20 protein-coding genes are annotated in these 16487 nt (G+C 71.8%); 7 read left to right on the top strand and 13 right to left on the bottom strand.

Annotation, left to right across the window (positions count from 1 at the left end):
* Positions 1-24: 24 nt before the first annotated feature.
* Positions 25-1122, bottom strand: a complete 1098-nt coding sequence (locus ABT137_RS03855) for an ABC-2 transporter permease (RefSeq protein ID WP_351701912.1) — start codon at positions 1120-1122, stop codon at positions 25-27.
* Positions 1123-1184: 62 nt separating this feature from the next.
* On the opposite strand from ABT137_RS03855, the gene ABT137_RS03850 reads away from it, so the two are divergent.
* The 7 genes from ABT137_RS03850 to ABT137_RS03820 all read left to right on the top strand — a co-directional run bounded on the left by ABT137_RS03850 (position 1185) and on the right by ABT137_RS03820 (position 6042).
* Positions 1185-1667, top strand: a complete 483-nt coding sequence (locus ABT137_RS03850) for a MarR family winged helix-turn-helix transcriptional regulator (protein WP_351701909.1) — start codon at positions 1185-1187, stop codon at positions 1665-1667.
* 179 nt (positions 1668-1846) lie between these two features.
* Positions 1847-2278 carry a GntR family transcriptional regulator gene (locus ABT137_RS03845; RefSeq protein WP_351701906.1) on the top strand — a complete coding sequence of 144 codons (432 nt, stop codon included), beginning with the start codon at positions 1847-1849 and terminating at the stop codon, positions 2276-2278.
* On the top strand, positions 2275-3045 hold the full coding sequence (locus tag ABT137_RS03840; protein ID WP_351701903.1) for an ATP-binding cassette domain-containing protein: 771 nt from the start codon (positions 2275-2277) through the stop codon (positions 3043-3045). The genes ABT137_RS03845 and ABT137_RS03840 overlap by 4 nt, the downstream gene beginning before the upstream one ends.
* Entirely contained in the window at positions 3042-3476 is a 435-nt protein-coding gene (locus ABT137_RS03835; protein ID WP_351701900.1) for a hypothetical protein, read from the top strand. Before ABT137_RS03840 ends, ABT137_RS03835 begins: the two co-directional genes overlap by 4 nt.
* A gap of 101 nt (positions 3477-3577) precedes the next feature.
* On the top strand, positions 3578-4357 hold the full coding sequence (locus ABT137_RS03830; protein ID WP_351701897.1) for a polysaccharide deacetylase family protein: 780 nt from the start codon (positions 3578-3580) through the stop codon (positions 4355-4357).
* A 115-nt stretch (positions 4358-4472) separates the two neighbouring features.
* Complete coding sequence (locus ABT137_RS03825) at positions 4473-5276, top strand: SDR family NAD(P)-dependent oxidoreductase (protein ID WP_351701894.1); 804 nt, start codon at positions 4473-4475, stop codon at positions 5274-5276.
* Between the two features lie 16 nt (positions 5277-5292).
* The gene (locus ABT137_RS03820) at positions 5293-6042 is read left to right on the top strand and encodes an SDR family NAD(P)-dependent oxidoreductase (protein WP_351701892.1); all 750 of its coding nucleotides are present in this window, start codon (positions 5293-5295) and stop codon (positions 6040-6042) included.
* Here ABT137_RS03820 and ABT137_RS03815 read toward each other — a convergent pair.
* The 12 genes from ABT137_RS03815 to ABT137_RS03760 all read right to left on the bottom strand — a co-directional run bounded on the left by ABT137_RS03815 (position 6039) and on the right by ABT137_RS03760 (position 16431).
* Positions 6039-7094 carry an MBL fold metallo-hydrolase gene (locus ABT137_RS03815; protein ID WP_351701891.1) on the bottom strand — a complete coding sequence of 352 codons (1056 nt, stop codon included), beginning with the start codon at positions 7092-7094 and terminating at the stop codon, positions 6039-6041. The genes ABT137_RS03820 and ABT137_RS03815 overlap by 4 nt on opposite strands.
* Complete coding sequence (locus tag ABT137_RS03810; RefSeq protein ID WP_351701889.1) at positions 7091-8677, bottom strand: class I adenylate-forming enzyme family protein; 1587 nt, start codon at positions 8675-8677, stop codon at positions 7091-7093. Before ABT137_RS03810 ends, ABT137_RS03815 begins: the two co-directional genes overlap by 4 nt.
* 63 nt (positions 8678-8740) lie before the next feature.
* Positions 8741-9061: an EthD family reductase gene (locus ABT137_RS03805; protein WP_351701887.1), complete on the bottom strand. Its 321-nt coding sequence runs from the start codon at positions 9059-9061 to the stop codon at positions 8741-8743.
* 19 nt (positions 9062-9080) lie between these two features.
* Positions 9081-9464, bottom strand: a complete 384-nt coding sequence (locus ABT137_RS03800) for a nuclear transport factor 2 family protein (RefSeq protein WP_351701885.1) — start codon at positions 9462-9464, stop codon at positions 9081-9083.
* Positions 9461-9811, bottom strand: a complete 351-nt coding sequence (locus ABT137_RS03795) for a nuclear transport factor 2 family protein (protein ID WP_351701882.1) — start codon at positions 9809-9811, stop codon at positions 9461-9463. The genes ABT137_RS03800 and ABT137_RS03795 overlap by 4 nt, the downstream gene beginning before the upstream one ends.
* 108 nt (positions 9812-9919) lie before the next feature.
* A complete protein-coding gene (locus ABT137_RS03790; RefSeq protein WP_351701879.1) occupies positions 9920-10546 on the bottom strand; it encodes a TetR/AcrR family transcriptional regulator in 627 nt (208 codons plus the stop codon).
* Positions 10547-10660: 114 nt separating this feature from the next.
* Entirely contained in the window at positions 10661-11449 is a 789-nt protein-coding gene (locus ABT137_RS03785; RefSeq protein ID WP_351701876.1) for an enoyl-CoA hydratase/isomerase family protein, read from the bottom strand.
* A complete protein-coding gene (locus ABT137_RS03780; protein ID WP_351701873.1) occupies positions 11446-12216 on the bottom strand; it encodes an SDR family NAD(P)-dependent oxidoreductase in 771 nt (256 codons plus the stop codon). Before ABT137_RS03780 ends, ABT137_RS03785 begins: the two co-directional genes overlap by 4 nt.
* Positions 12213-13019: an SDR family oxidoreductase gene (locus ABT137_RS03775; protein WP_351701870.1), complete on the bottom strand. Its 807-nt coding sequence runs from the start codon at positions 13017-13019 to the stop codon at positions 12213-12215. Before ABT137_RS03775 ends, ABT137_RS03780 begins: the two co-directional genes overlap by 4 nt.
* Positions 13016-14230 (bottom strand): acyl-CoA dehydrogenase family protein, encoded by a 1215-nt coding sequence (locus tag ABT137_RS03770; RefSeq protein ID WP_351701867.1) that lies wholly within the window; start codon positions 14228-14230, stop codon positions 13016-13018. The genes ABT137_RS03775 and ABT137_RS03770 overlap by 4 nt, the downstream gene beginning before the upstream one ends.
* A 12-nt stretch (positions 14231-14242) precedes the next feature.
* Positions 14243-15223, bottom strand: a complete 981-nt coding sequence (locus ABT137_RS03765; protein WP_351701864.1) for a phosphotransferase family protein — start codon at positions 15221-15223, stop codon at positions 14243-14245.
* On the bottom strand, positions 15220-16431 hold the full coding sequence (locus ABT137_RS03760; protein WP_351701861.1) for an acyl-CoA dehydrogenase family protein: 1212 nt from the start codon (positions 16429-16431) through the stop codon (positions 15220-15222). Before ABT137_RS03760 ends, ABT137_RS03765 begins: the two co-directional genes overlap by 4 nt.
* Positions 16432-16487 lie beyond the last annotated feature (56 nt).

Here is a 16487-nt window from a genome sequence, read left to right as displayed (position 1 = left end):
GCCAGAAGGTGTGACACGGCGACCTCACGACCTCGCGGCGTGCACGATCCCGGCCGATGCGGCGATCCGGTCCAGCAGGAGCAGCCCCGCCACGCAGAGCGCGATCCAGGTCGACAGCACCACTGTGCCGCTGGTCAGTCCGTCGTGGTGGAAGTAGGCGATCCCGTCCAGCGCGCGGACGCCGACACCCGCGGGCATGACCGAGGCGAGCGGCTTCAGCCAGCCGGGCAGGAATTCGGGCGGCAGAACGCCACCGCTGGTGGCGTTCCCCATGACCAGCATGAAGATCGACGCCAGCGGAACTCCGACCGGACCGAAGATGCGGATCAGGAGCACGGTGGCTGCCGCGACGGCCCCCGCCATCAGCGTCACGAGTCCCGCGATGCCCAGGAAGGGGCCGGGTATGGCGCCGAAGGCCGTACTCGCGATGAGTGTCGCCGCCAGCCCGCCGACGACCGCGAACAGCGCCAGACTGGACACGCGCTGCCCGAAGGACAGGCGCGGTGCGACCTGATAGGTCATCTGGCCGAAGAGGAAGCCCGAGAGCACCAGGCCGAATGACGCGTAGAAGACGGACAGGCCGCGGCTGTCCCCGGACGAAAGGGGGAGGATGTCGGTCACGGGCATCTTGTGTCCCGCCGTCTGACAGCCGGACGCGCACAGCGTGCCGAGGGGTGCCACCAGCGCGGACACGGCGGGACCGTTCGCGCCGGCGTAGACGATCCTGGGCGTGCCGTCGTCTGCCAGCAGCGCGGCGTACGCGCGGCGGTGCTCGACCGCCCAGCGGGCCGAGGCGTCGTCCTGGTAGCGGTCCACCTGGAAGGCGTCCGGCGAGACGCGCTGGAGCCGGACGTCGAAGAGTGCCGCGGTCTTGTCGGACGCGGCGACGGCGATCGGCAGACGGTGCGCCTTGGGCGTGTGGAAGGCGGCGAGAAAGACGCTGACGAAGACCAGACCGATGGTGAGCACGGTGATGACGGGCTTGAGCACCGCCTGCCGGCCGGTCAGCCCCTTGCGCTCGGGGGGAGCGTCCGTCTGCGGACCGGGACGGTGACGGTGTCGCGCCGGCCCCGGATCCGCGCCGGGGAGATGATCTTGGCTTGTGGAGGTGGTGCTGGGCACGGTTCCCCGATCCTCATGATGTAAGGTGCCTGATATAAGTTAACAGATACATGGAGAATGCCGTGACAGTGTGGGACCCCGGCGAGCGCATCGGCTACCTGCTCTGGCAGCTCTCGCAGGCCTACGCGCAGCGCATCGAACAGGCGCTGCGCCCGCTCAAGCTGACCCAGGCGCAGTACAGCGCCCTGGTGCGGCTCAGCCGGGACGGCACACTGTCCAGCGCCGAACTCGCCCGGCGCTGCGGCGTCACCGCCCAGTCGATGGGCACGGCGCTGCGCGACCTGGTGGAACGTGGGCTGGTCCAACGGCGGGCCCACCCCACCCACGGGAAAATCGTCGAGATGTCCGTCACCGCCGCCGGGGTGGAGCTGGCGCTACGGGGCGAAGGCGCGCTCGAACCGTGCGAGCGGGAAGCTCTCCAGGCCTTTCTGCCCCAGGAACAGGAACAGGTGCGCGCCTTCCTCCAGCGCATGCTCGGCACCCTCAACCCACGCGCGCTCGGAGCCGTGGGTGACCAGCCGCCCGAGGAGACGCGCGGCGCGTGAGCGGTGGTACATCTCGGCACGGCACACCCGAGCGGGCCGTGGAGGGCGGGGACAGGCTGCTGGGGGCCATGCCGCCGAGGTCCGCCAACGCGCTCACAGACGTTTGACAGCGCCATCGGACATCCACCATGCTTCCATTAATTCATTAGCACAAGCATGATGGAACCGAGGAAAACGACGTGATCGACTACCGGATCGACCGCGGCAGCGGCGTACCGGCCTATGTGCAGATCGTCGAGCAGACCGAACGAGCGCTCCGGATGGGCTTCCTCAAGGTCGGGGACAAGCTGCCCACGGCCAAGGAGGTGGTGGCGACGACCGCCATCAACCCCAACACCGTGCTCCGGGCCTACCGCGACCTGGAGCAGGCCGGCCTGGTCGAACTGCGCCGCGGCCTCGGAACCTTCGTGACCCGATCACTCGCCCGGCCCGGCGCGGCGGACGACTCGCCGCTGCGCCGGGAGCTCACCGACTGGGTGGCACGCGCCCGGGCCGAAGGCCTGGAACGGGCCGATGTCCTCGCCATGGTCACAGCGGCCCTGGACGCCCACCGCAACGAACACGACAGCCACACCCCGGGCGACCGGGAACGCAGGAAGGAGGACGCATGACCGGGCCAGACGCGCCGGCCGCGGTGCGCGCCACGGGACTCGGATTCCGGTACCGAAGGCGGGGCGGCTGGGCCCTGCGGGACTGCGAGTTCACCGTACCCGGCGGTCGTATAGCCGCCCTCGTCGGACGCAACGGCGCCGGCAAGAGCACCCTGCTGCACCTGGCCGGCGGCCTCCTGCGAGCCGGCTCCGGGGACCTGCGGGTGCTGGGCGCCGCGCCCGGCACCCCCGAGGCCCGCACCCGGGTCGCCCTGCTCACCCAGGACAAGCCGCTCTACCCCCGTTTCACCGTGGCGGACACCCTGCTGATGGGCGAGAAGCCGAACTCCTCGTGGGACCGGACGGCCGCCGAGCGGATCGTCCACGAGGGCGGCATCCCGCTCCATGCCCGCGTCGGCGAACTTTCGCCCGGCCGGCGCACCCGCGTCGCGCTCGCCCTGGCCCTCGGCAAGCGGCCCGAACTCCTGCTGCTCGACGAGCCGTTGGCCGATCTCGACCCCGTGGCACGAGGCGAGATCATGGCGGCGCTGATGGCCGAGGCCGCCGAGCGCGGCACGAGCATCGTGCTCTCCTCGCACGTCCTGCCCGAACTGGAGGAGACCTGCGACTGGGTGCTGGTGCTGCGCGACGGCCGCGCCGAGCTGAGCGAGGACGCCGAGGCACAGCGCGAGAGCCACGCGGTACTGACCGGACCCGCCGACCGGGCCGACACCCTGGCCGCACAGCACACCGTCGTACAGCGCCGTACCGCCGGCAGATCTGCATGAGCTGCTGGGGACGGACCCCGGCGCAGTTCACCGTCTCCCGAATCGCACGGCTCTTCCCGGCCTACTGGTGCGCGGTACTCCTGGTCGTCCTCCTCGTCCTGGTCTCACGGCTGGGCCGGTGGCCCGCCGCCACGCGCATCGACCCGCGTACGGTGCTGGGGAACCTGACGATGGCCCCGGGGCCGCGGGTGGTGGGCTGCTGCGGCGTCTGGCTCCTGGCCGGTGTCATCGCCCGTGAACTCCACTCACCGCTGCTCGACGAATTCGTAGTGACCCGGTACACCGGCCTGTTCGTCGCCGGGATCGTGCTCTACCTCACGCACAGGTTCGGACAGAGCCCCTGCCCGCGACGGCACTGTCCGTCATCTGCATGCTGGGGCTCTCCCTGCTGGTCCACACGCTGGTCGAGCGTCGGCTCGGACGCCGGCTGAGGCATCGCCTGACGCTCGACATGCGGCTGCGGGACCTCCCCGCGCAGCCCGCTCTCACCCGCACGCGGTAACCCCGCAACTCCACCGAAGAAAGGCCTCGCATGCTCTTCAACACACGTAAGAGACGGTCTCGCATACTCATCGCCGTCGCGACAGCGGCGGCCGCCGTCGTGGCCGTCGCCGTGACTCTGGCTCTGACGGTGACGACCTACGATCACACCTCGCCGCGCGCCGCCCGAGCCAAGGCATCGGGATCGGTGGCCGGAGACGTCGACTGCCGCAAGGCGAAGTGCGTGGCCCTCAGCTTCGACGGCGGCCCCAGCCCGACGACTCCCAAACTGCTGGACATCCTCAAGCAGCAGCATCTGCACGCCACGTTCTTCGTGCAGGGCAAGGGCCACATCTCGAAGTACCCCGACATCCTGCGCCGGATCGCGGACGAGGGGCACGAAATCGGCAATCACACCTGGAACCACAAGAGGCTGACCGACCTCGACGAGGACGACGCCCGTCAGGAGCTGAGCCGGACACAGGACGCCATCGAGAAGATCACCGGCACCCGGCCCGTCCTGATGCGTCCGCCGGAGGGCCGCACCAACCGCAAAGTGGCCAAGGTCTGCCGGGAGCTGGGGCTGGCGCAGGTGCTGTGGAGCGTCACCGCCAAGGACTACGAGACGACCGACTCGGCCCTGATCACCAAGCGGGTGCTCGACCAGACCCACCGCGACGGCATCATCCTGCTGCACGACCTGCACAAGGGGACCGTTCCTGCCGTCCCCGGGATTCTCAAGGCACTCAAGCAGCGTGGCTACACCGTGGTCACGGTGTCCCAGCTGCTCGCCCCGGCCAAGCCCCAGCCCGGGATGGTCTACCGGCCCTGAGGCACCTCGACGGCGATCCCACCCCTTGTCGCTCTCCCCCGCGGGAACCTAGACTCCGGCAGTGAACTGAAGTTGGTTCAGTTCTGGATCCGCCGCGGGCGGAAGGGAGCGGACGATGGACGGTTCCCTCTTGGACAGGGTCGCTCTCGTCACCGGCGCGGGCCGGGGCATCGGCCGGGCCATCGCGGTGGAGCTGGCCCGGCAGGGCGCTACGGCCGTGGCCGTCGCCGACCTCGATGAGACGGCCGCCGGCGAGACCGCCGCGATGGTGCGTGGCGAGGGGGCGAAGGCCGAGGCGATCGTGTGCGATCTGCGGGTGCGCGACGAGATCGAGGGCATGGTGGCGCGGTGTGCCGAGCGCTTCGGCGGGCTTGATGTGCTGGTCAACAACGCCGGAGTGATCGACACCGCGTTCACGACCGGCCAGGACCACGGTGTCGGCTCGCTCCCCGAGGAGGTCTGGGACGCCGTCTACGAGGTCAACCTCAAGGCCGTCTGGCTGACGACCAAGTTCGCCGCGCCCCATCTGCGGCGTTCCACCCGCGGCCCGGCCATCGTGAACACCGCCTCCGTCTCGGGCCTCGTCGGCTTCCCCAACTGCCCCGCCTACGGCGTCACCAAGGCCGGTGTCATCCATCTGACCAAGGTCACCGCGGTCGACCTCGCCCCGGTGCGCTGCAACTGCCTGTGTCCCGGCGTCATCGACACACAGCTGACGCAGGACCACTTCGCCGCGGCCGGGGATCGCGAGGCGACGGAACGGGCGCTGGTGGCCCCGCAGTTGGTGGACCGGCTGGGGCGGCCGGAGGAGGTGGCGCGGCTCGCCTGCTTCCTGGCCTCGGACAGCGCGGCGTTCATCACGGGCGCCGCCCATGTGATCGACGGCGGCGCGCTGGCCTGGCGCGGCGTCAAGGACTGAGGGAGGGACGGGTGTGATGGAGGCAAGGCTGGCGGGCCGCGTGGCCCTGGTGACCGGCGCCACCGGAGGCATCGGCGAGGCCGTCGTACGACGGCTCGCGGCCGAGGGCGCCACGGTGGTGGTGACGGACGTCGACGCGGAACGCTGCGAGAAGCTCGCCGCGGAGGCCGGGGGCGGAGCCGTCGGGCTGGCGCTGGACGTGACCGACGAGTCGGCCTGGGAGGCCGCCGTGGACCGGGTGACCGGTCGGCTCGGCTCCCTGTCCGTGCTGGTGAACAACGCCGGGATCGCCGCGATGCGTACCGTCGAGACGGAGAGCCGGGAGTCCTGGGACCAGGTGATCGCGGTCACCCAGACCGGTGTCTGGCTCGGCATGAAGCACGCCGGCGCGGCCATCGAGCGGTCCGGCGGCGGCTCGGTCGTCAACGTCGCGTCGATCTTCGGTACGGTCGGCGGCTTCGGCTCCCAGTTCTCGTACCACGCGGCCAAGGGCGCCGTACGTCTCATGACGAAGAACGCCGCGCTGCACTGGGCGAGGCGCGGTGTCCGGGTCAACTCCCTGCATCCCGGCTTCATCGAGACACCCCGGTCCCGCGAACTGTGGCGGGGCACACCGCGGTTGGCCGCGATGCTCGACGGCACGCCGCTCGGCCGGCTCGGCACGCCCGAGGAGGTCGCGGCGGCCGTGGCGTTCCTGGCCTCCGACGACGCGAGCTTCATGACCGGCTCGGAGCTGTACGTCGACGGAGGCTGGACGGCGCGCTAACCGGCGTGCGCGGTGTAGTGGTCGACGCCGTCGCCCGACCGTGTGCGTCGGACGTGGCCGCGGGCCGCCAGTACGTCGAGGTGGGCCGCGGTCTCGTTGACCGCGAGCATCTGGTTGAAGGCGTTCAGGTCGGCGAAGGCAACCTTGCGCCGCGTCCACCCCAACTCCCCGGCCACGGCGTGGGCGTTGAGCGTACGGTCGCCGAGGACCGCCAGGGTCTGGGCGAGCCGGTCGTCGTGATGGGCCAGCAACTCGCCGACCCGGGCGTGCACGCTGTCGCCCACCGGGCCGTGTGCGGGCAGCAGCCGGGCGTCGGCGAGCGTCGTCAACATCCGCAACGAGTCGAGGTAGTCCCCCAACGGCAGCTCGGCCGGGCCGAGTTCGAAGCCGATGGACGGGGTGATGTGCGGCAGGACGTGGTCTCCGGAGAAGAGCAGGCCGCGGGCGTGGTCGAGGTAGACGACATGTCCCCGGGTGTGGCCGGGGGTCGGGACGACCTGCAACCTGGCGTCACCGAAACGGAGTTCCTCCGCCTCCAGCCAGCGGTCGGGGGCCTCCCACACGCCCGGGTCGAAGTCGCCGTGGTCCATCGCGGCCACCCGCTCGGCGAGTTCGCCCGCGCCGGACCGCGTCAGCGTCTCCAGGGAACCGGCCGGCTGCGTCGTACGGAGTGCTCCGAGCAGTTCCAGGCCGCGGCGTTCGCCGGAGCCCAGGTAGACCCGGGAGCCGAGCAGCCTGCGCAGCGCGACGGCCTGGGTGTAGTGGTCGCGGTGGATGTGGGTGACCAGGATGTGGCTGATCTCGCCGAGGTCGTGGCCGAGGTCGGCGAGCGCGTCCTCGAGTGCCTTGTGGGACTCCGGGACCGACCAGCCCCCGTCGATCAGGACCAGCCCCTCCGCCAGGCCTTCGAGCGCGTAGACGTTGACCGCGCGCAGTCCGTCGTCCGGCAGCGGCAGCGGGATGCGGTGGACGCCGGGCCGTACGGTCTCGGCTCCCGCCTCCGCCCATCGGCCGCGGTCGAAGCGGGGGGTGCGGGTCGTGGGGGAGGTCATGCGTCTCCTTGCCGGTACGTCGGCCGGTGCGATGGCCGATTCGATGGGCGGTTCGATGGGCGGTGGGGGTGCGGGGCCGGCTCCGGGGAGAGCCGGGTGTGCAGTTCGTGTGCGAGCCTGCGGGCTCCGGAGCGGTCGAGCTTGCCCACCGTGGTCTGCGGCAACTCGGCCACGGTGAAGGCGAATTCGGGCCACTTGGCCTTGGACAGGCCGGTGCGGTCGAGGTGTGCGGTGAGGTCGTCGAGGTCGATGCCGTCGTGGCCGTCCTCCGGGACCACGAGCACGGCCGCCCGTTCGCCGAGCAGCGGGTCCGGCACCGGCACCACACACGCTCGGGCGACACCCGGGTGGGCGGCGACGGCGCGTTCGATCTCGGTGATGTCGAGGTTGCGGCCGCCCCGGATGATGACGTCCTTCTCCCGCCCCATGATGGTGACCGTCCCGTCGTCGCCGGTGACCAGCAGGTCCCCGGTGGGGAAGAAGCCGTCCGGGGTGAGGGCGGGCGGTTCGACCTTGCCGTCGCGGGCGTACCCCACGAACAGGGAGGGGCCGCGGACCTCGGCCCGGCCGGTCGTTCCGGGGCCGAGGACGGTGCCGTCGGCGGCGACCGCGCGCAACTCGGTGCCGGGGAACGGGCGTCCGTCCCGGCCCAGCCGGATCTCCTCGGGGTCGTCGGGCCGTGGGGAGGTGTGCCCGAGGCATTCGGACATGCCGAAGACGCGCAGGATCCGGGTCCCGAGCGAGCGTTCGGCACGGGCGAGGGCGCCGCGGTCCATGGGACCACCGCCGACGGTGATCGAGCGGACGCCTTCGAGGACCCGTGATCCGGCGGCCGCCGAGCCCATCTGCAGTGCCATGGTCGGCACGCACATGGTCCATCGGACGTCGTTCGCGGACATCCGTGCCAGTGCCTCCTCACGGTCCCACCGGCCGCTCAGGACGAGCGGGCCGCCGAGCATCAGCGCCATGCCCACGCCGAAGCAGTAGGCGGCGGTCGACGAGAGGGGCACAATGGCGGCCACCGCGTCGCCGTCGCGCAGCCCGTTGATCTCCGCGGTGCGGGCGCACGCGTAGCGCAGGGCGCTCTCGGACTGGACCACCCCTTTGGGTCGTCCGGTGGAGCCGGACGTGAGGCCGATCACCGCGCCACCGGACCAGCGGGAGACATCGCGCGGGCCGCGGCCGACGAGGGCCTGCCAGCCGTCGAGCGCCTCGGCCGTCCGCGCACCCACCACACCCGCCCCCGCCTGCCATCCCTCGGCCGCGGACGGCTCGGCGATGACGGTGTCGGGGCGGATGTCCTCCAGAGCCGCCACGAACTCGGCCCGGGTCGTGTGCCGGTTGACCAGTGCCAGGACGCCGCCGGTCATCCCCACGGCGAGGGTGGCGGCGACGGTGCGCCAGGAGTTGTCGGCCTGGAGCAGGACGGTCCCGCCAGGCGAGCCGTCCGGTGCCATGGTGTCGGCCAGTTCGGCCGCGCGCGCCAGCAGGTCGCGCGCTCCGTGCCGGCCCGTGTCGTCGACGACGGCGGTGAAGTCGGCCTTCTCCGCGTGTTGCTGGAACTCCCGCACTGTCTGTCGCATCCGCTGCTTCCTCGCCTCGTCGCGCGAAAGGTGGTGGTGGCTGTCCGGCTCGGACGGGCGCGCTCAGCCCGGGTACATCTCCATTTCGCCGCCCATGACGGCGATCCTCCGGCCCCGCATGTCCCCGACCTGGGCGACCGCGGCCGCCCACTCGGGGCTGTCCAGTGCCTTGCGCAGGTCCTCCGCGGTGTCGAAGCTCAGGACGGAGACCCCGTCCCAGCCCTCGGAGCGCGGTTCGAGGGCGGTGTCGATGTCGGTGTGCCGCCAGGACCGCAGGCCGGGCAGGGTACGGGTGAGTTCGGCGTGTTCGCCGCGCCACCAGCCGATGAACCGCTCGTGCGTCCACTCGGGCGGCCGGGCGGCCAGCAGGACCAGGTTGTACATCGCGCCCTCCTCGGGCTTGTCAGGTGAACAGCACCTCGGGCGAGCGTCCGATCATCAGCCGCCGTAGCCGGCCGGTCCCATCCAGCCGCGCGCCGGCCACGAAGGTCGCCTCCGGCACCCCGGAGCGCCGCACCTCGCCGAGGAACAACTCGTCCCGGCCGACGGTGCCCGCCGTGAGCAGGTGGTGGGTGCGGACACCCACCTCGCGCTGGGCGAGATAGCCCGCCATCTCGGCCCGGCCGCCGTGGAAGTCGGTCGCACCGCCGTCACCGGTCGAGAAGAGGATGGAGAACGAGAAGTCGTCGCTGATCAGGTCCAGGATGCGGTCCGCGTCCTCGCTGTCGAGGATGGCGAACCAGCGGGTCAGGAACGCTGCGGTGGACTGCGCGGCCGGGGCGGTCACGGCCGGTCCACCAGATCGAAGTCGGTGGTGAAGAAGGACTGGTAGCGCGCCATCAGCCCGGCGGGCGAGACCTGTACGGCGGACAGGAACGCTCCCGTGGTCACGCCCTTCTCGACGACGAAGCCGTACGCCGTCTCGACATCGCCGTCGACCGCGTACCGCTTGATCTCATGGGTACGGTCCACGGCCTGGCGCCCGGCTATGTACGCGGCGAACTCCTCACGCGAGGATCCGCTGCGCTCACCGCCGGGCAGCGCGATGAGGAAACGGAATCCGGGCTCCAGCAGCTCCAGGGCCTTCTCCGGATCCTGGCCGTCCATACGGGCCATGTATTCGCGAAGCACCATTGCCTATCGCCCTCCCTGATGATGGCCACACAGCTAGCGGCAACCTGAGTTCAGTTCAGTTTGATCCCAGGACGGCCGCCCCGGCAAGAGGCGGGACGGAGCCGGAGGTTATTCGGCGACCATGCGCACCACGCACCCCTCGATCATCTCGCTGATCTCGGAGAGCGGAATCGCCCCGGTCGGGCGGTACCAGCGCCAGACGCTGACGATCATGCCGAGCACGGCCAGGCCGAGGGTGTGCGCGTCACGCAACGGGAAGGCCCCTTTGGACATGCCCCGCATCAGCAGGTTCGTCCAGTCCCGCTCGACCATCTGCACGAGCTGGCGGGCCGCGACCCGCTCGGTCTCCTCCCGCTTCGACTTGCGCGGGTTGGCCAGCAGGGACATGTTCGCCTGCAGGATGCGCATCTGGCGGATCTCCTGCTCGGTGACCGCGAAGGCGGAGCGCACCGCCGCGCGCACTTCGTCGACCGGCTCGGTCACGTCCTTCGTGGCCTCGACGAACTGGTCGTGGGAGCGCTGGAGCTCCAGGCGCATGATGGTGAGCAGGCAGTGGGCCTTCGACTCGAAGTAGTGGTAGAGCGCCGTCTGCCCGATGCCGACCCGGTCGGCCACCTCGGACCACTTGGTGCTCTCGTAGCCGTCCTCCCCGAACCGCTCCACCGCGGCCACCAGGATGGCCGCCCGCTTCGACCTGGGCCCCTCCTCCGGATCCACGATCCGCGCCCTTGCCATCGCCTCTCCCTCTGCTCCACGGCCGGTTCCGATCACCGTCCGGTCGTCCGAGAGTAGACCCAAGTTCAGGTTGGCTTCGAATCGACGGGACGTGGCTGCGGGCGGCCCCGCCCGTCACCGTGCTGCCGCACGCCCGAAGTCCGGCCGTCGCCGGCCGAGGAAGGCGGCCATGCCCTCCCGCCCCTCCGCCGACACGGCGCCCGCGGCCAGTCGGCGGGCCTCCGCGTCGAGCTGTTCGTCGAGCCCGGCCGAGAACGAGCCGGCCACCAGCCGCCGGGTCACGCCGTAGGCCTCGGTGGCCCCGCGCGCCAGTGTCCGCGCGGCGCCCTCGGCTTCCTCCCGGAGCCGCTCCGGCGCGACCACCCGGCCCACGAGCCCGATCTCCAGGGCCTCCGCGGCGGACACCCTCCGGTTGGTCAGCAGGAGGTCCAGAGCCCGCTTGGGGCCGACGAGACGGGGCAGCAGCCAGCTCACCCCGGCGTCCGGCGAATACCCGATCGCGGTGTACGCCGCCGTGAAGTGGGCGTCCGCGGCGGCGAACCCGAGGTCGGCGGCCATGGCCAGGCCGAGACCGGCCCCGGCGACCGCCCCCTGCACGGCCGCCACCAGCGGCGCGTCGAGGCCGGCGAAGATCCGCAGCGCCCCGTGCAGCGCGCCGGTGACGTCGGTGAGGTGTCCCGCCAGCCGTTCCTCAGGTACGGCGCCGAACTCCTTGAGGTCGCCGCCCACGCAGAAGGCGGGCCCGCGCCCGGTGAACAGCACCGCCCGTACCCGGGCCGCCTCGCACTCCTGTGCCGCCTCCAGCAGCCCCCTGGCCGTCGCGAGGTCGATCGCGTTGCCCGAGCCCCGGCACATCTCGACGTGCGCCACCCCGGCGTCGTCGACCTCGACCGTGACCCTCATCGCGCCGTCCACCCGCCGTCCACGGTGAGCACCTGGCCCGTGCAGTACGAGGAGGCGTCCGAGGCCAGGTACAGCAGCGCTCCGTCCAGCTCGCCCGGCGCGCCGCCGCGCCCGAGCATCGTGCCGCGCTCCACCCAGCGCCGGGAGCGTTCGTCGGCGAACAGTCCGTCGGTCATCTCCGAGCGGAACCATCCGGGTGCGAGGGCGTTCACCCGTACCCCCGCCGCTCCCCACTGCCCGGCCAGTTCGCGCGTCAGCCCGAGGAGCCCCGCCTTGGAGGCGGCGTAGGCGGCCCCGCCGAGCGGGGCGCCGGAGACGAGCCCGAGGACGGAGGAGACATTGACGACCGCTCTCGTACGACCGTGATCGCTCCGTGCCTCGGCGAGCAGCCGGGCGAGGTGGAACGGTGCCACCAGGTTGACGGCCAGGACGGCCGCGAAGTCGCCGGGGCTCTCGTCCTGTGCGCGTACGGCGCCGGGTGCCCCCGCGTTGTTGACCAGGACGTCGAGCCGGCCGCCGTGCTCGAAGGCGGTCTCCGCCAGCCGGACGCGGTCCGCTTCCCGTGCCACATCGCAGACGACCGGGTGGATGCGCGGGTCGCCGTCGGCCAGTTCCTTCAGCCGGTCCGGTCGCCTGGCCGCCGCGAACACCGTGGCCCCGGCGGCGGCCAGCACCGTGGCGAAGCGCGCGCCCAGCCCCGACGAGGCCCCGGTGACCACGGCCGTCCGGCCTTCGAGCGAGAACAGGTCCACGACCGCGCCGGTCACCCTTCCACCCCGATCGGCAGTGCGGTCGCCCCGCCGTCCAGGACGAGCGTCTGGCCGGTCATCCAGGACGAGGCCCCGGACGCCAGGAACACCGCCGCGTTCGCCACGTCCTCGACCGTTCCCAGCCTGCGCAGGGGCAGTTGCGCGGTGAGGATCGGCTCCCTCGGCTCCCATACGGCCCGCGCCAGTTCGGTCTTGATCAGGCCGGGCGCGATCGCGTTGACCCTGGCGTGCGGCCCGAGTTCGTAGGCGAGCTGCCGGGTCAGGTGGAGCATCGCCGCCTTGGTGGCGTTGTACCAGCCGATGTGCGGGTCGACGACCAGCCCGCCGACGGAGGCGATGTTGACTACGGCTCCCCCGTGCTCGCGCATCCATGCCTGCCAGGCGTGTCGGGTCCAGACGACCATGCCGTACTGATTGACCTCGACCGTCTTCCGGGCGCGTGGCGGGTCGAGGTCGAGGAGGGGGCCCATGTAGGGGTTGGTGGCCGCGTTGTTGACCAACACGTCGAGCCGGGCGAACCGGCCCATGGTCTCCTCGACGCACCGCTCGGCGTCCTCCGGCCGGCCCGCGTGGGCGACCACCTCGTGCACCTCGCCGTTGCCCTTGACCCGCAGCAACTCCTCGCGGGCGACGGCCAGTCCGTCCGGCTTGCGGGCGGCGATCACCACATGGGCGCCCGCCTCCCGGTACGCCTTCGCGATGCCGAGGCCGATCCCCCGGGAGCCGCCGGTGATCAGGGCCACCCGTCCGTCCAGTGCCTGTGCGTTCGGTGCCTGTGCGTTCGGTGCCTGTGCGCTCATGCCGACTCCTCTGGATACCGGGCCAGTTCGCGCCGGGCGACGGTGCGCAGGTGCACCTCGTCCGGGCCGTCCGCGATCCGCAGCGCCCGGGTGATGGCGTACAGCCGGGCCAGCACGGTGTCGTCGCTGACCCCGGCCGCCCCGTGCGCCTGGACCGCCCGGTCGACCACCCGGTGGGCCACCTCCAGCGCGGCCACCTTGATCGCGGCGACCTCGGTACGGGCGGCCGCGTTGCCCGAGGTGTCCATCAGCCAGGCCGACTTCAGGACCAGCAGGCGCAGTTGCTCGATCTCGATCCGGCTGCGGGCGATCCACTCGCGCACGACACCCTGTTCGGCGAGCGGGCCGCCGAAGGCGGTACGGGTCAGGGCCCGGCGGCACATCAGCTCCAGGGCGCGTTCGGCGAATCCGACCGCCCGCATGGCGTAGTGCATACGGCCGGGCCCCAGCCGCCCCTGGGCCAGGGCGAATCCCTCCCCTTCGCCGCCGAGCAGCGCGGACGTCGGCACGCGTACGTCCTCGAAGAGCACGTCGCCGTGGCCGCAGCGGTCGGTGTAGCCGAACATGGGCAGGTCGCGCAGGACGGTGATACCCGGGGTGTCGCGTGGGATCAGCAGCATGCTCTGCTGCCGGTAGGTGGGTGCGTCGGAGTCGGTGACCCCCATCAGGATGATCAGCCGGCAGTCCGGGTCGAGGATCCCGGAGGTGTACCACTTGTGGCCGTCGACGACGTACTCGTCGCCGTCCCGGGTGATCCGGGTGCGGATGTTGCGTGCGTCGGAGCTGGCCACCTCCGGCTCGGTCATGGCGAAGCAGGAGCGGATCTCGGCGGCCAGGAGTGGCCGCAGCCAGCGGTCCTGCTGCTCCGGTGTGCCGAAGAGGGCGAGGAGTTCCATGTTGCCGGTGTCCGGGGCCGAGCAGTTGAAGACCTCGGGGCCGATGATGGAGCGGCCCGCCAGCTCGGCGAGTGGCGCGTACTCCAGGTTGGTGAGGCCCGCGCCCCAGTCGCCGTGGGCGAGGAAGAGGTTCCACAGTCCCCCGGCGCGTGCTTTCTCCTTCAACTCACGCATCACCGGCGGTAGTCGGTGCGGCTCGCTCGCCTCGGCGAGCTGCCGGTCGTATTCCGGCTCGGCGGGCAGGACGTACTCCGCCATGAACGCGGCCATGCGCGAACGGAGTTCCTCGGCCCTCGGTGAGAGTCCGAAATCCATGGTGCGGCTCCTTCAGGACCGTGGGGACCGTGGGGCGAGGATGTCGGCGGCCGTGCGGATCATCGCCGCGATGGTCGGGGGCAGTCGCTCCTGGTCGGGGTCGTGGTGCTTGCCCTCGCGGTGCCTGCGCAGGTTGTGGCCCATGATCGCGGCCATCTTGGTGCGGGCCAGGGCGCGGAACCAGTCGAGGGCGGGCGGTGCGGGACGGCCGTCGAGGTAGGCGGTGAGCAGCTCCTCCTCGGTGGGCAGCCCGGGAACCGCGCGGCCGAGGCGGGGGAAGTTGCGGTGATCGGCGAAGAGGAGGAACCACGCGAGGTCGGTCCGCGGATCGCCGTACCCCCAGATCTCCCAGTCGACGACGGCCGCGGGCCGCCAGCCCCGGCACAGGACGTTGCCGAGGCGGAAGTCGCCGTGGGTGAGGGTGGGGCTCGTGCTGTCGGGGACGCGAGCGGCGAGAGCCTTCAGCAGGTCCTCGGCACCGGGGCGGAGTTCGCCCGGAACCGCCCGCATGGTGCGGCTCCATCGCTCCAGCTCCCCCGCCGGATCCAGGGTTTCGGGAGCCGCCGCGCTCGGCGTCCCGTGCAGGTCCCGGAGCACGCCGGCCGCGGCCAGCATGCGGGTCCGGCACAGTCCGGGGTCCAGCCCATGCTCGTCGAGGACCGGCTCGATCGCCTCGCCGTCCACGAACTCCATGGCGAACCAGGCCGGTTCGGTCTCGTCCACGGCCACGACGGCCGGGACGGGCACCGGCGACCCGGCGAGCGCCCGCAGGATCCGGGCCTGCCGCAGTACGTCGTTGCGGCCGACGGCGCGTTGTCCCGGTGGCACCGCCTTGACGACGTACGAGACCGCTCCCGCCGTGACGGAGTAGGTGAGGCCCGAGTGGCCGCCGGGCAGGGTGCGCAGGTCGCCCGGCGGCTCGTGGGGGTGCCGGGCGGTGAGCCGTGCGCGGACCCGCCGTCCGAGTTCGGCCACTTCGGTCGTCGTACTCAACTCCCCGTCCCCTTTGGCTCTTTGGGCAGCCGGAGCACACGCTCGGCCAGGATGTTGCGCTGGATCTCGTCGCTGCCGCCGGCGATGCGGTAGCCGGGGGCACCGAGCAGGTGCTCGGTCCAGGCGAAGGTGCCCCACTCCCCCGTGTCGGCGGCCAGCCGTGGTCCGAGGAGCTGCTGGACGAGGTCGGTGGTGGCGCGCATGGTCGCGGTGGCGTGCAGTTTGCCGACCGACGCCTCGGCGCCCGGTTCCCGGCCGGCCGCCAGGGCCGCCGTCACCCGCAGTCCGGTGAGCCGTTGGACGAGCGTACGGACGTACAGGTCGGCCGCCTGCTGCTGTTCTCCGCCGGTGAGCGGGCGGGGCAGATGCCGGGCGAGGTCCAGGGCCCGCTCGGCGTTGTCCAGTCCGAGGCCGCCGGAGTCGAGGCGTTCGGCGGCGAGCACGGTGAGGGTGACCCGCCAGCCCTCGCCGACCGGGCCGAGCCGGTCGGTGTCGGGCACGAAGACGTCGTCCAGATAGACCTCGTTGAAGCTGGAGCCGCCGGTCATCTGCCGGATGGGCCGCACGGTCACGCCCGGCGCGTCCATCCGCACCAGGAGGACCGTGATGCCCGCGTGCCTGGGGGCGTCGGGGTCGGTGCGGCACACGGCGACGCCCCAGGTGGCGACGCGGGCGCCGGACGTCCAGACCTTGTGGCCGCGCACCACCCAGCCGTCGCCCTCCCGTACGGCCCGGGTGCGGACGCCGGCCAGGTCGGAGCCGGCCTCGGTCTCCGAGAAGAGCTGGCAGGCGAGCTCGTCGGTGCGGAGCATGGGGCGCAGCCAGCGCCTCTTCTGTTCGTCCGTGCCCCAGATGCGGACGGCCGGCGCGACGAGTTGCCGGGTGACCGGGAAGACCTCGGTGCGCCGTGGCACGTCGAAGGCCGCTTCCTCGGCTCGGTACACCTGCTCGTAGTACGAGGGCAGTTCACGACCCCCGTACTCCGGTGGCCAGTCGAGGGCACCCCAGCCCGAGTCGTACCGGGTGCGCTCCCACTGCCGTATCAGGTCGGTGTGGGCACGCTCTTCCGCTTCGGTCCAGTTCTCGAAGACCGCCACCGAGTCGTCGCCGCGGCCCCAGTCCTGGTGCGCGGCGCGCTCCTTCGCCACGCCGGTCAGCCAGCGCCGGGCCTCGGCGCGGAACTCCGCCGGCTCGGGAATGCCGCTCATGGTCCTCCGACCTCCCTTCTTCTCCCCTGTGCCTCGATCTCTCAATGCCTGGATGC

This window comes from Streptomyces sp. NPDC001980, from assembly GCF_040296885.1.
In the GTDB taxonomy this organism is placed as follows: Bacteria; Actinomycetota; Actinomycetes; order Streptomycetales; family Streptomycetaceae; genus Streptomyces.
Note: the sequence above shows the minus strand (reverse complement) of the source record. Positions and strands in the feature narration are given on the sequence as shown.

Bases quoted from the DNA above. Each gene is read 5' to 3' on its own strand.
- ABT137_RS03840 (WP_351701903.1), top strand. From the start codon at position 2,275: ATGACCGGGCCAGACGCGCCGGCCGCGGTGCGCGCCACGGGACTCGGA.
- ABT137_RS03835 (WP_351701900.1), top strand. From the start codon at position 3,042: ATGAGCTGCTGGGGACGGACCCCGGCGCAGTTCACCGTCTCCCGAATC.
- ABT137_RS03830 (WP_351701897.1), top strand. From the start codon at position 3,578: ATGCTCTTCAACACACGTAAGAGACGGTCTCGCATACTCATCGCCGTC.
- ABT137_RS03825 (WP_351701894.1), top strand. From the start codon at position 4,473: ATGGACGGTTCCCTCTTGGACAGGGTCGCTCTCGTCACCGGCGCGGGC.
- ABT137_RS03820 (WP_351701892.1), top strand. From the start codon at position 5,293: ATGGAGGCAAGGCTGGCGGGCCGCGTGGCCCTGGTGACCGGCGCCACC.
- ABT137_RS03815 (WP_351701891.1), bottom strand. From the start codon at position 7,094: ATGACCTCCCCCACGACCCGCACCCCCCGCTTCGACCGCGGCCGATGG.
- ABT137_RS03810 (WP_351701889.1), bottom strand. From the start codon at position 8,677: ATGCGACAGACAGTGCGGGAGTTCCAGCAACACGCGGAGAAGGCCGAC.
- ABT137_RS03805 (WP_351701887.1), bottom strand. From the start codon at position 9,061: ATGTACAACCTGGTCCTGCTGGCCGCCCGGCCGCCCGAGTGGACGCAC.
- ABT137_RS03795 (WP_351701882.1), bottom strand. From the start codon at position 9,811: ATGGTGCTTCGCGAATACATGGCCCGTATGGACGGCCAGGATCCGGAG.
- ABT137_RS03790 (WP_351701879.1), bottom strand. From the start codon at position 10,546: ATGGCAAGGGCGCGGATCGTGGATCCGGAGGAGGGGCCCAGGTCGAAG.
- ABT137_RS03785 (WP_351701876.1), bottom strand. From the start codon at position 11,449: ATGAGGGTCACGGTCGAGGTCGACGACGCCGGGGTGGCGCACGTCGAG.
- ABT137_RS03775 (WP_351701870.1), bottom strand. From the start codon at position 13,019: ATGAGCGCACAGGCACCGAACGCACAGGCACCGAACGCACAGGCACTG.
- ABT137_RS03770 (WP_351701867.1), bottom strand. From the start codon at position 14,230: ATGGATTTCGGACTCTCACCGAGGGCCGAGGAACTCCGTTCGCGCATG.
- ABT137_RS03760 (WP_351701861.1), bottom strand. From the start codon at position 16,431: ATGAGCGGCATTCCCGAGCCGGCGGAGTTCCGCGCCGAGGCCCGGCGC.